Annotated in this window: 14 protein-coding genes; 10 read left to right on the forward strand and 4 right to left on the reverse strand. The window is 33.4% G+C overall.

Features of this window, described 5'->3' with window-relative positions; genetic code table 11:
- Positions 1-3: 3 nt before the first annotated feature.
- On the forward strand, positions 4-471 hold the full coding sequence (locus tag C6989_RS03145; RefSeq protein WP_182126320.1) for a hypothetical protein: 468 nt from the start codon (positions 4-6) through the stop codon (positions 469-471).
- On the opposite strand, the gene pheA is transcribed toward C6989_RS03145, so the two are convergent.
- Together pheA and C6989_RS03155 are read right to left on the reverse strand one after the other, a co-directional pair.
- Entirely contained in the window at positions 468-1,283 is an 816-nt protein-coding gene (pheA, locus tag C6989_RS03150) for a prephenate dehydratase (RefSeq protein WP_148702673.1), read from the reverse strand. The two genes, C6989_RS03145 and pheA, sit on opposite strands and share 4 nt — an antisense overlap.
- Before the next feature lie 2 nt (positions 1,284-1,285).
- On the reverse strand, positions 1,286-1,837 hold the full coding sequence (locus tag C6989_RS03155) for an exosome complex RNA-binding protein Csl4 (protein WP_148702674.1): 552 nt from the start codon (positions 1,835-1,837) through the stop codon (positions 1,286-1,288).
- Positions 1,838-1,924: 87 nt separating this feature from the next.
- On the opposite strand from C6989_RS03155, the gene C6989_RS03160 reads away from it, so the two are divergent.
- Positions 1,925-2,998 (forward strand): zinc-binding dehydrogenase, encoded by a 1,074-nt coding sequence (locus C6989_RS03160; RefSeq protein WP_182126321.1) that lies wholly within the window; start codon positions 1,925-1,927, stop codon positions 2,996-2,998.
- On the forward strand, positions 2,995-3,603 hold the full coding sequence (locus C6989_RS03165) for a tetratricopeptide repeat protein (RefSeq protein WP_148702676.1): 609 nt from the start codon (positions 2,995-2,997) through the stop codon (positions 3,601-3,603). Before C6989_RS03160 ends, C6989_RS03165 begins: the two co-directional genes overlap by 4 nt.
- Here C6989_RS03165 and dph2 read toward each other — a convergent pair.
- Positions 3,598-4,593, reverse strand: coding sequence for a diphthamide biosynthesis enzyme Dph2 (gene dph2 / locus C6989_RS03170; RefSeq protein WP_182126322.1), 996 nt, complete (start codon positions 4,591-4,593; stop codon positions 3,598-3,600). The two genes, C6989_RS03165 and dph2, sit on opposite strands and share 6 nt — an antisense overlap.
- 57 nt (positions 4,594-4,650) lie before the next feature.
- On the opposite strand from dph2, the gene C6989_RS03175 reads away from it, so the two are divergent.
- The 3 genes from C6989_RS03175 to C6989_RS03185 all read left to right on the forward strand — a co-directional run bounded on the left by C6989_RS03175 (position 4,651) and on the right by C6989_RS03185 (position 7,820).
- Positions 4,651-6,003 carry a tRNA(Ile)(2)-agmatinylcytidine synthase gene (locus C6989_RS03175; RefSeq protein ID WP_182126323.1) on the forward strand — a complete coding sequence of 451 codons (1,353 nt, stop codon included), beginning with the start codon at positions 4,651-4,653 and terminating at the stop codon, positions 6,001-6,003.
- A gap of 83 nt (positions 6,004-6,086) precedes the next feature.
- Positions 6,087-7,142: an S-methyl-5-thioribose-1-phosphate isomerase gene (gene mtnA / locus C6989_RS03180; RefSeq protein WP_182126324.1), complete on the forward strand. Its 1,056-nt coding sequence runs from the start codon at positions 6,087-6,089 to the stop codon at positions 7,140-7,142.
- A 39-nt stretch (positions 7,143-7,181) separates the two neighbouring features.
- A complete protein-coding gene (locus tag C6989_RS03185) occupies positions 7,182-7,820 on the forward strand; it encodes a PqqD family peptide modification chaperone (protein WP_148702680.1) in 639 nt (212 codons plus the stop codon).
- A gap of 2 nt (positions 7,821-7,822) precedes the next feature.
- Here the strand turns inward: C6989_RS03185 and C6989_RS03190 are convergent, their stop codons facing one another.
- Positions 7,823-8,470, reverse strand: a complete 648-nt coding sequence (locus tag C6989_RS03190) for an SDR family NAD(P)-dependent oxidoreductase (protein WP_148702681.1) — start codon at positions 8,468-8,470, stop codon at positions 7,823-7,825.
- Between the two features lie 128 nt (positions 8,471-8,598).
- Here C6989_RS03190 and C6989_RS03195 point away from each other — a divergent pair, with 128 nt between their 5' ends.
- From C6989_RS03195 to C6989_RS03210, 4 genes are all read left to right on the forward strand, one after another.
- Positions 8,599-9,957: a hypothetical protein gene (locus C6989_RS03195; protein ID WP_182126325.1), complete on the forward strand. Its 1,359-nt coding sequence runs from the start codon at positions 8,599-8,601 to the stop codon at positions 9,955-9,957.
- Between the two features lie 71 nt (positions 9,958-10,028).
- Complete coding sequence (locus C6989_RS03200) at positions 10,029-10,250, forward strand: hypothetical protein (protein WP_182126326.1); 222 nt, start codon at positions 10,029-10,031, stop codon at positions 10,248-10,250.
- A gap of 47 nt (positions 10,251-10,297) precedes the next feature.
- Positions 10,298-11,146 carry an ammonium transporter gene (locus C6989_RS03205; protein WP_182126327.1) on the forward strand — a complete coding sequence of 283 codons (849 nt, stop codon included), beginning with the start codon at positions 10,298-10,300 and terminating at the stop codon, positions 11,144-11,146.
- Positions 11,143-12,198: a hypothetical protein gene (locus tag C6989_RS03210; protein ID WP_182126328.1), complete on the forward strand. Its 1,056-nt coding sequence runs from the start codon at positions 11,143-11,145 to the stop codon at positions 12,196-12,198. Before C6989_RS03205 ends, C6989_RS03210 begins: the two co-directional genes overlap by 4 nt.
- The last annotated feature ends 107 nt before the right edge of the window (positions 12,199-12,305 follow it).

Raw genomic sequence — 12,305 nt, forward strand, 5'->3', positions numbered from 1 at the left:
ATCATGTTATCAAAGCGAACTATAATTGGACTAGTCGTTGGTAGCATAATTATTGGAATAGGTGGATATTCATTAATCACTCATATTGGAACAATAACAATAAACGAAAATTATATTGTTGATGTTGGAGATTCTACCGTGTATACAATTCCTGCACCTGATGGAACTCCACAAATGATGAAAATTATTGGTGATTCTTTTGATTTAGAAATGACCAGTCCTGTAGATGGATTACAAATTCCTAAAACATCATACAAAAAGGAATTAGCCATAGATTGGATTCATTTAGCAGATGGTGAAACAAGAATCAAAATTCAAAATACTGGAAATACTGAATTAGAAATTACAGGTACCTTGATTAGGAGTTCTGATCCGATTTGGTTTACTTTTGATCTCATGGTAATTATCTCTGGTATGGTAATTATTGGATTTAGTATGGGTTTTACATTAAGAAAACCTAAAGGCTTTTAGCTTAGTTTTGCTGAAGGATACGATCCCAAAACTTTCAAAAATAATGTATCTTGCTTAATTTTTTCTAACATTTCTGAAATTTTAGAATCTTTTTGATGTCCTTCAAAATCTACATAGAAATTATACTCCCAAGTGTTTGTTCTAGTAGGTCTAGATTCAATCTTTGTTAGATTTACCTCGTTTTTATGAAAATTCTCTATTATTCTGTACAATGATCCAGGTTCATGTTTTATTGAAAAAATTATTGAAGTCTTATCATTTCCTGTACTTGGTGATTCATTCTTTGATAATATCAAAAATCTTGTGTAATTATTCAAGTTATTTGCAATGTTTTCTTCAATTATAGGCACTTGGTAAATTGTTGAGGCTGTTTTGCTTGCAATGCAGGCACAATTTTTCTTGTTCAATTCCTTGATTATTTTTACACTACCTGCAGTATCATATGCAGGAATTGTTTTCATTTTATGTTGTTCAATAAATTTTCTACATTGACCCAGAGCCTGTGGATGTGAATAAATTGTATCTACTTCATCAATTTTACCAATTCCAATTAGGCAATGCTCTATCCTGTGATATATTTCACCTGTTGCATTTAGAGATGTTGAATACAATAAATCATAACTTTCCCCAACACTTCCTTCTAATGAATTCTCTACAGGCAAAACTGAGTATTCTGTTTTATCTTTAGATGTATTTTCTAAAACTTCGGCAAATGTTGCAAATGGTACTGTTTCAATGTTTTCATCAAAAAACGATCTTGCTGCTGCCTCACTATATGCGCCTCGTTCACCTTGGAACGATACATTAATCATTTTTATTCTCTCAGTTTAACAAAATCACTTTTGCCAAAGTCTGTAGATAGTTTTCTCTCATCGATCCATGAACATTCTGTACATTTTATAGCATCTCGCATTGGAACCACTTTTTCACCACACTTTCGGCATTTTGTAAAGAGTATTCCTAAGTTTGGCTCATTAATTGTTGCATGAATAGTACCATTGAGATGATTTAAAATTTTTAATTTCGCTATATCATTTACAAGTGCAATATTTCTTTTTCTGATATTCCTTGTTGAACACACACATTCCACTTTTGATGTGGTAGGGTTACCATTTATGTAATCAATTGAGACTGCAATCATAGATGACATTACTGCTGCAACAGTTCCAATCACAATATCTCCTACTTTTGGTATGGATAGATCTTTTGGATGCTTGATGTTGGCAGTTCTAGTAGTTTTATCAATGTCTTTTTTGCCAATAGTTGCTGCTCTGACCATGTCTCCATCATCAAAAGCATTGTATCCAGCCTCATATTCTTCAATAGCTGCTATTTTTTCACCTGGAAATGTAGCATTCTCAGACATGCTAAAATTTTTGTTTTTATGATTATAATTGTTTGTGGTAAAAACGATCTTGATAAATCATATATCTCCTCAAATATGAAAAAAATCATGAAAGCCTTGGTTTATGATGAATATACTACAGATGATGATTTTTCAAAAATTTTAAAAATCAAAGATATTCCAATCCCTGAGCCTAAATCAAATGAAGTAGTTTTCAAAGTAAAGGCTGCATCTCTAAATTATGATGATATCTGGGGAATGAGGGGCAAACCTTTGGCTATTCCTCTGCCTCATATTTCTGGAACTGATGCGGCAGGTGAAGTAACTGCAATTGGAAGTGATGTAAAAAATATCAAAGTAGGTGATAGAGTAGTTTCTCATGGAAACATGTCTTGTAGAGTTTGTAAAGTATGTACTGATGGCAGAGAATATGATTGTAAAAAACGAACCATTTGGGGATTTGAAACAGGTCCTCTTTGGGGTGGATATTGTGAATACACGCATCTTCCAGAAGTAAACGTTGTAAAAATTCCTGACAGTGTTTCATACAATGAGGCAGCAGCTGCATCAATGACTATGTTAACGTCATGGCATATGTTGGTTGGTAGAGCAAAAATTCAACCAGGACAATTAGTTTTGATAATGGGTGGGAGCTCAGGTGTTGGGAACTATGGAATTCAAATTGCAAAACTTTTTGGTTGCACAGTAATTGCAACTGCTAGTCCTGAAAAATTAGACCAATTATTGGAACTTGGTGCTGATTATGCAATTGATCACAGAAAAGATGATTGGCATAAAGAAGTAAGATCAATTGCAAAAAAAATACCAAAACAACATGGAGACGTTCCTGGAGTTGATGTTATTTTTGAACACATTGGAGGTTCACATTGGAACAAAGAACTAACTCTTCTAAATTATGGTGGAACTATTGTTACTACCGGTGCTACAACAGGATATGATGCCAAAACTGATCTGCGACACATTTTCTTTAAAGGAGTCAACATTTTAGGCTCAACTCAAGGAACAAGAGCCGAACTTGAACAAGGATTCTATTGGATGTCTCAAGGAAAAATAAAATCTATAATAGATTCAGTTTTTCCACTTGAGAGAGCAGCAGAAGCACATACTAAAATGCTAAAAGGTAAAGGACTTTTTGGAAAAATCATAATGAAGCCAAGTTGACTAAAACAGATGATCCTAAAATAAATTCTATTTTAGATGAAGGAAATAGATTATTCTTAAAAGGAAAATTCAAAGAAGCGATTTTATATTATGATCAAATTCTTGATGAAAATCCAACACATCTTAGTTCCCTTAATAATAAAGGATATGCTTTAAGTAAACTAAAGGATTTTGCTAATGCCTTAAAATGCTATGATGCTGCCCTTGAAAATCATCCTGAAGATCTTTCTGTATTAATAAACAAAATTTCTTCTTTTCGAAAACTTGGTAAATTTGATGAGGGATTATCATTATGTAATAAAATTTTAGAGCAAAATCCAAAATATAACATTGCATTATATCATAAAGAAAGAATATTATTTTCTATGAGTCAATATGTTGATTCTATACTATGTTGTGATGAAATTTTAAAAGATTATCCTAACAATGGTGATGTTTTATTTGATAAATCCTGTAACCTTGCAATGCTTTCGAAAATTAATGACTCCTTACTTGTACTTGCAAAGGCAATTTCTCAGGGAGCTCAATACAAAATTAAAGCAAAAACATCTAAATCTTTTGAAAATTTTTCTAATGATCCTCTATTCCAAAAATTGATATCATAGCCAATGTGGAATTTCTAAATATCCTTCAATACTTTCATTTCGAAGAATTTTTAGTAATGCATTTGCCTGAGGTGAAGACAGAACAGGCTTGTCAAATTGATTATCTGTAGAAATTCGTGGGCATGCTACTTGAATAAAGGCATCAATTCCTTTTAGATTCCTTAATCTGTCATTTGTAATGTCAGTAAGTGCAAATAATTGAACTTCTTTTCCTTCTGCTTCTAATTCTTCTTTAATTTTTAATGCAAACACCTTTGATAGCTGACCTTCCTTTAATCCAACTATTACTCCAAAGCTTTTTGCTTCAGCTGCTTTGTAGATTGCAAGAGTTGCCTTCTTTTTTAATTTCTGCGCAAAGTCTGTTACCTCCCTTACCTCATTAAAGTAAGGATCCAAAACATATGTTGGTAAATTAGTAGATAATGCAATTCCAGAAGCATGGAAGTTACTTTGTCCTAGGAAGATATATGCATCAACTTCCCTCTTGAGATCTGTTGCAGGATAAAATTCACAGCCAAATACTTGTCCGTCATTTAATTGTCCCTTGCCTTTCCCGATCTTTACTGTAATTCCATTTTCTGTTAGAATCTTTTCAACTTTGTCTACTTGATGTAAATGCTGACTGTCTGTAACCAACGAAATTATTTTTCCTTTTAGTATGTTGATACATTTTTTTGCAACACTGTCAAATTCTACATCATCATATGCATCAATAAGAATCAAATTCTTTTCATATGTCTCAGTATTTATTGTATGACCAATATTGAATTGAATTTCTGCTCCAAGTACTTTGGAACCATTTGAGTTCAAATCACATGTTCCCCAAGTGGTATCAGCTAAAACATATGCGGGAATCCCAAATTTTTTAGTTATATTTTTTGCAGCTTCTTGCACTTGTGGCAAAATACCATCTGGACCATTTAATGAAACTGATGCAGGATTTTTTGCTTTAATTTCCTGAAAAATTCTTTCCTCATCTATAACTATCAATTTAGCTTGAAATATTATTTTATTAATTTAAACCAACTGCATTTACAACAACTAAAAATGTCTGAATTAATTAAAGAAATTATGACACAAAAAACTGTTCTTAATATCGGCTTTGATGATACTGATTCTCCAAAAGGGATGTGTACTACTTTTTTAGCATACAAAGTAGTTAATTTGCTTAAAAAACAAAAAATAGAATTTCTTGATTTTCCAAAATTAATACGATTTAATCCAAATATCCCATGGAAAACTCGGGGAAATGGTGCTGTCTCTATTAGAATTAAGACTAGTAATCCATCAAAAATAAAACACCAAATCAAAAATCTTGTCTCAAAATACTCTGATACTAAAAATGGTGCAAATCCTGGATTGGTTTTTTTTGAAAGTGAGTCTATTCCTTTTGAATTTACAAAATTTAGCAATTTAGCTTTATGGCAATTGATTAATCGAGATAGTGCAAAAAAATTTGCTCAAAAAAATAATCTTGAGTATTTTTACAAAGGAAATGGACAAGGACTTGTTGGCGCAATTGGTGCAATAGGATATTCTTTTCATGATCATACACTAGAATTATTGAGTTATCGTAAGAAACAAAAATTTGGAAAAGAAAGAAAGATTTCAATTAACAGTGTCAAGGAGATGCAAGAAAAAACATATCCTGATACATTCAACAGTTTTGATACAAAAAAAGGACGAGTTTTGATTACTCCTCATGGTCCTGATCCTGTTTTTTTTGGAATCCGTGGAGAGAATGTAGATTCATTAGTTTATGCTTCTAAGCTTTTGAAAAGTAAAGAAAAATTAGATGGTTATATGATCTTCAAGTCAAATCAAGGTACGGGTGATCATTTGAAAAATGAACTCACTGCTGAAACTATGAAGCCATATGCCTCTGGAAAACTAACTGGCATTGTATCAAATTCTCCTAAAATTGTTAAGGGAGGTCATGTTTTTTTCAAAATACTTTCAAACAATAATGAATTTTGGTGTGCAGTTTACAAACCAACAGGCATGTTTGTTGTTGCATCTAATTTGATCCAAGGTGATAAAATTTCTGTGGGCGGGGGAGTAAGAAAAGCTTCAAAAAATTTCCCTAGAGTTATAAATCTTGAATTTATTGAAATCATTTCTCTTAAAAATCAAATTAAAACATCAAATCCAATATGTAAAAAATGTAATAAAAAAATGAAATCTAAAGGTAAAGGGCAGAGATTTCAATGTATACGTTGTGGAAAAAAATCCTTGAAAAAAATTACTGAGAAAATCTCTAGACCCCTTCACCGGCAATTTTATCTGCCAAAAGTTTCTGCTCATAGACACCTCACACGCCCTCAACAAAGATTTGGTATTACAAATAAATCAAATAATTTTAAAAATTCACGACCTTGGTTTTGTGTTTATGATAACTAGTGAATTCTTTTAATCTTATTTTGCTTATTTTTTTGCACATTGATGTGCCATTAGTTTTTAAAAAGCTATTTTTGAGATTATCTATGACTGAAAATTTGATCGATTCATCACTTAGAACTGTTGAATGGAAAAATAACAAAGTTGTAATGATTGATCAAACAAAACTCCCAAATGAACTTGTATTTGTAGAATATGATGATTTTAATCAAATTGCAAATGCCATCAAAACCCTGATTGTTAGAGGAGCCCCTGCAATAGGAGTTTCTGGAGCTTTTGGTTTGGCATTGGCTGTTTTACAAAGTAAAGCCACTACAAAGGATGAACTTATTTCTGATCTTGAAGAAGCAAGAAAAATTCTTTTTGCTACTAGACCTACTGCCGTAAATCTTGGTTGGGGATTAGAAAAAATAATGACTATTGCAAAAACAGGAGATTCAATTGAACAAATTAAGGAATTGGTAATTTCTACTGCCAAAAAAATGGCAGATGAAGATATCGAAATAAACAAAGCTATGGGAAAAAATGGTTCTGCTCTTTTTGATGATAATGATACTATAATGACTCATTGTAATGCTGGTGCCTTAGCAACTGTTGCATATGGAACAGCACTTGGCGTAATTAGAGCAACAAGAGAGAGTGGAAAAAATATCAAAGTTATAGCGACTGAAACTAGACCTATTCAACAAGGTTCAAGACTAACTGCATTTGAATTAAAACATGATGGATTTGATGTCAGTTTAGTTCCTGATACTGCTGTAGGTTACTCCATGGCAAATGGTCTAGTTAACAAAGTTGTAGTTGGTGCAGATCGAATTGTAAAAACAGGTCATGTTTTCAACAAAATTGGTACTTATCAAGTAGCTACGATGGCAAAACAGCATGGAATCCCATTTTATGTTGCAGCACCATTATCTACAATTGACTTGGAAACAAAATCTGAAGATGTAATAATTGAGATGCGTAAAGGCAGTGAAGTTACTGGAATAGGTGATAAAAAAACTGCTCCTGATGATATAGGAGTAATCAATCCTGCATTTGATATGACTCCACCAGAACTAATTTCTGGAATAATTACTGAAAAAGGCGTGGCTACTGCACCATATGAGGAATCTATTCCAAAATTATTTGAAGCTAATTAATAGAAAGTTTTTATTGTTTTTCAAATTGCTTTAAGAAATATGAGTACAATTTCTCCACAAGCAATTGAAGATTCTTTGAAACAATGTATGGATCCTGAAGTTCCTCTAAATATTGTAGAAATGGGTTTAATCTATGGAATTGATGTGGCTGAAAATAATGATGTCAATATTAAAATGACAATGACTACACAAGGTTGCCCACTACATGAAACTCTAGTTTCTGATGCAACAAGATTTGTCAAAAAAGTTCCTGGAGTAAATAATGTAAATATCGATATTGTATGGGACCCCCCTTGGTCTATGGATAAAATGTCTGAGGAGGCAAAAATCAAAATCAAAAATATGGGGGCTGGTATGAATACCCCTGCACCAATCAATTATGAAACAGCATTACCTCAAGGAGTTGGAAAACTAGTTCAACAAGAAGATGGTTCAATGGTGTTGGCAAATGAACATGATCAAGGATTTATGGTAAATCAAGCAATTGTTGATTTTTGGAAATCATGTAATGGACAACGTAAAGTTACAGACTTGGTAGAAATTTTTGCACAACAAACAGGGCTACAACGAAATCAAGTAGAAAAAGAAGTAATGCAATTGTTACAACAACTGCGTGATGGTGGCCTAATTGCAATTGCAGGTCAACCTGATACCCCAAATGTTGAATTTAAAAAATAGTTTTAGAAAATATAATTCGAATTTGCACCATCAAAGTTTATTGTGACACCTGACAAATACTTTATCTTATTTTGAATAATTGACTTTACAAAATTCCCTATCTCTTCTGGTTCTCCTAGTCTTTTCATAGGTAGTGATTTTTTGAATTCTTCAACATTTTCTATTAGTTCTTGAGTTCTATCAGTGTTTATTGGTCCTGGTGCAATATTGATACAACTAATTTGATTTTCAGCAAATTCTTTACTTAATACTTTGAATACTTCTGCAAACGCTGCACGATATGCTGATGAAATTATCAATTTTGAATTTGGCTCTTTGATTACATTTGAACTGATAAGAAAGATGTACCCGTTGTCATTTATTTTGATATTTTGTAATATTGTGCAAAATCCTAAGAATAATTGATTGTGATATAATTTCCAATCTTCTTCTGTAATTGTTTTAAATGGTTTTGGGGCAGGTCCTCCTGTATTTAGCACCAAAATATCTACTTGATTATGATCTTTTACAAATTCTCTTACACTAGACAAATCTGATGTATCTACATCATTTTTTGATGCTGCAAAAACATCAATTTCTAATGTTTTTAGTGATTCTGAGATTGCCTTTCCTATTCCTCTTGAACCGCCTAGAACAATTGCACTAGTCATATCATTTTAAAATAAGATTGATAATTAAATTTCTTTAGCAGACAAATGATTTGACCTCTGAATTAAGTTCAAGTTAATAGCATACTTTATGAATGTCCTATTAAGAAATCAAATCTACAAGTATTACCATGACTAATAATAATGACAATTCAATCGAATTTAGGGTAGTGCATAAAAGAAGAAATAGACTTGAGAATAATGTTGATCCTTACCAATGCAAAACAATTGTAAAGATTGAACCACAATACATGCAGAAATTCGGAATCAGAGAAGGGGATATAGTCAGGATAAGCGGCAACACCAAAAGTACTGCTGCAATATGCTTGCTCATGTCTGATTCTGATTTGCAGGAAATAGATACACGTGAAATAGAAGTGGAATATCTAAACAATCCTGAAAAAAAAGCACCGCAGTATCCTAAAATCATTCTTTATGGTCCTGTATCGTGCAATGTGGATATTTTAGGAGAGTGGCAGCAAACAGTCAAGCTCAGCAAGTTTCCAGAATCACAAATAAAATCTGAGAATATTCCAGAAGCAGAACTTGTCACTCTAGCTACTGTTAACATAGCTGAGAAAACGATGCCTGGATACCACTCACATCTAGATTATTCTGAAATCCTAGGTTTTATTGTGACAGAAAATGACAGAATTGACATTCCTTTCCAGAATGAATGGCACGAAAAAAAACAACAGGAGATGCAGGAAAAAGAAAATCAAGAGACATACTCTGACATGGATAATGCTCGAGGAAACAGGCATCGTTCACGCACCCCTTCGTTTCCAAAGTCGTTTCAATCTGCAATTGTTGATGTGAAACCTGAAGGAAAATCATTCTGGAAAATTACTGAAAACACAAGATTTGAGTTTAAAGATGCAGATCTTGCAAAAATTTTTGACCCGCATGGATTTACACCAAAAAAACTTGTCAATGTAGTCTCAATATCAAAACAGATTCTTGTAGATGATACGGAATTTACAATACCTTCGCTAGAAGTCTACTCTGACATGATGAAGCTTATCTGGTATTCGCATCAACGCATAAAAATTTCAGAGTCTGATTTTGCAGATATTCGCAAAATGAATCACATGAATAGGATGATGTATAATGAACATCCAAGATTAATTATCACCTTGGAAGATGATCTGGGGAATCAGTATGTTAGTACAAACAGAAGCGGAGGCGGTGGAGGCTCCAGCGGACCAGATCCTACAACAATGGAAATAATATCCGATTACTCATGGCATCATATCTTTTTACCAACTCTTGACACACATGCCAAAGAAATCATTCTGACCATCAAAGAGATACAGTGGGTAAGGCAAAACAAAACGAGTATGAATGCACCCCCGCCACCACCAAGGCCGCCTCCACATATGACTCCAATAGAGAACATGCCACTTCCAAAGATAGTGATTGTAGAAGGACCTTGGACATTTAGAATTCCAATTAACCAACAAAACACGTCCATGACAAATGAGGCGTGAGATAGGTCTTGTTTGTCTTAATTATTTATGCCATTATTGGATATTTGTTCTTCAAATATCTGTGGCCGATGTTGAACAGCAACGATCCAGAGAAAAAACCAAAAGAACTATACGCATTCTATGACAAGCATCCGAAACTTTTTGTGGTTACAATAATTTTTGCCTTGCTTGGAATCAATGAGGCCATTAGCATGATTGGCGGAATTTTTGAGTTTATTTTTGTCCCGTGCTATCCTGATTCAGGAACGATCAGTATCTCTTGTTGGATAAAAGACGGTCTAGGATTTGTCTAACTTATGAACAAAAAATAAATCGTGAAAATGTGGGAAGATAAAAGAAAATGAAGATTAAATTTTTGATAATTACTTCATCTCTAGTCGTACTATTTTCTTTGATTTCACTAATCCAAAATTCTATGGGAAATCAGATTATGGTGGGCGGAATCACAGTAAGTAGCAGCATCGTTTTGTTGCTTTCAATTATTTTCTCTATGTTTTCTTGGTTCTTGTTTGCATGGGCATCCAAGACTTTCAAAGTATTTGGAATTTCTTTAAGCATAATTTCTGGAGCAGCTCTTGTGGCTCCGTTTCATGACATTTTGGGACCCATGGCTGCAATTGTAATTGGGATAGTTGCAGGATCCGTGGCACATATGGTTCAAAAATATTTGAAAAACAGTGACAACAAATCCCTGATAATTGCCATGGGCATTGCTACAGCTACCTATCTTGTTTTATTTGTGGTGATATTCTTAATCTACCCTACACCCCATATCTGGGATACGGTATACGGTGGTGGGACCATGGATATGGATCCTGATTTGGCCCCAAGTTATGCCTTGGATTTTATGGGTGGTTTGTTTTATCATACAATTTTACCTCTAACTGCTTTGTCTGTGGGAATCTCTGCACTGTTTTTAGTACCTTATTTTATCCTAAAAAGAAAAAAGATTCCAAGCAGACCCTACATTTCTTTGATCTTGGCAGGACTGTTGTTGTATTTCGGAATGCCTTACCTTATTTCGTCTTTAGATCCTCTCGTAATGATATTCTTATCTCAACCTGAACAAATCATAAGATGGGTTTTTGATTTTAGGTTCATTGGATTGATGATCCCAATCATCATGTTCTCTGTTGCAGGAATCTTATTGTATAGATCTTCAGTCATTAGGAAATTAATTAGAAAATGAAAACTAGACTATTGATAACTATTGGTATTGTTGTAATGATATGTGTCTTCGTATCTGCATTTTTAATTTCCAGTGATCAATTTACAAACAAAAATACTTCGGGGCGTTTTAATTACCAAAACTCTGAACAAGTAATTTCTGATACATATCTTGGCAAAAATGTAAACCAATGGCAAAATGAAAGTAATGAAAGCTTGATGGATTATTATGAGAAAGAAGGCAGAGATGAATTTTTCACCAAATTAGGTGCTCTTGTTATAAAAAACGCAATGATGATTGAACTAGATAAACAAAACATTGAGGTCGCTAATCCCGATTTTAATGTGTATTCTGGGATGGTTCTCACATCATTGCCTCCACATGTATCCTTTGAGGCATTTGTGAATGGCACGGATGGGAATACTTATCGACTATCTGGAATGACCATGAGGGCTCAAGCAAGTTATCCTGTAGGAATTTCCGAGGTGGATTTTTTTGACACTAGCATAAAATTGCCACCTAAATCATCTCTTAGTACCAATAACACAATTATCATAAGAGAGGAAACAGATAATCAACCTAGAGTCTATCCGCACAATTTCCTAGTTCAAGGAGATGAGGAAATCAAAGTTAAATTTGAAAATAAACATCTAGTACCAATTAGAATTCAAGGTGATGGGAATTGGCAGAATCCAGATTGGTATGGCCCCACAATTTTTCCACTATCTGATGCAACAATGACTTTTGATTCGCCTGGAATATACGAATGGCACTCAAGAACATTACCTGCTCCTGGAAGTATTGCGTCAGATCATATGGGTGGTGGTACCATCTTTATCATACCAAATAATGTTGATGATATGACTGTTGAAGACAAACATGAAACTGGTGCAGCAATTTTGCAAAATTCTGAAATCCCTTGGAATGAAATGTGGACTAATGACAAGGGAATTATGATTGGTTTTAACAGAGCAATATACGATACAATTCCCAATGCAGATGAATACTATGTACAAAGAGCACAACAACTGATTCCCTTTGATGTTTCAATAATTATAGAAAAGTGGAATTAAAAATGAAAACTAGACTCTTGACAATTGAAACTTAAGACCAACAACGGTTAGTTGCTTGGTGAGAGTTTCAATTACATCATGTTCTTCAAAATAGTATTTAGGAAACG

The organism is Nitrosopumilus sp. b2 (assembly GCF_014078535.1).
Taxonomy (GTDB): Archaea; Thermoproteota; Nitrososphaeria; order Nitrososphaerales; family Nitrosopumilaceae; genus Nitrosopumilus; species Nitrosopumilus piranensis.

Bases quoted from the DNA above. Each gene is read 5' to 3' on its own strand.
- C6989_RS03190 (WP_148702681.1), bottom strand. From the start codon at position 8,470: ATGACTAGTGCAATTGTTCTAGGCGGTTCAAGAGGAATAGGAAAGGCA.
- C6989_RS03195 (WP_182126325.1), top strand. From the start codon at position 8,599: ATGACTAATAATAATGACAATTCAATCGAATTTAGGGTAGTGCATAAA.
- C6989_RS03175 (WP_182126323.1), top strand. From the start codon at position 4,651: ATGTCTGAATTAATTAAAGAAATTATGACACAAAAAACTGTTCTTAAT.
- C6989_RS03185 (WP_148702680.1), top strand. From the start codon at position 7,182: ATGAGTACAATTTCTCCACAAGCAATTGAAGATTCTTTGAAACAATGT.
- C6989_RS03210 (WP_182126328.1), top strand. From the start codon at position 11,143: ATGAAAACTAGACTATTGATAACTATTGGTATTGTTGTAATGATATGT.
- C6989_RS03160 (WP_182126321.1), top strand. From the start codon at position 1,925: ATGAAAGCCTTGGTTTATGATGAATATACTACAGATGATGATTTTTCA.
- mtnA (WP_182126324.1), top strand. From the start codon at position 6,087: ATGACTGAAAATTTGATCGATTCATCACTTAGAACTGTTGAATGGAAA.
- pheA (WP_148702673.1), bottom strand. From the start codon at position 1,283: ATGATTAATGTATCGTTCCAAGGTGAACGAGGCGCATATAGTGAGGCA.
- C6989_RS03205 (WP_182126327.1), top strand. From the start codon at position 10,298: ATGAAGATTAAATTTTTGATAATTACTTCATCTCTAGTCGTACTATTT.
- C6989_RS03145 (WP_182126320.1), top strand. From the start codon at position 4: ATGTTATCAAAGCGAACTATAATTGGACTAGTCGTTGGTAGCATAATT.
- C6989_RS03155 (WP_148702674.1), bottom strand. From the start codon at position 1,837: ATGTCTGAGAATGCTACATTTCCAGGTGAAAAAATAGCAGCTATTGAA.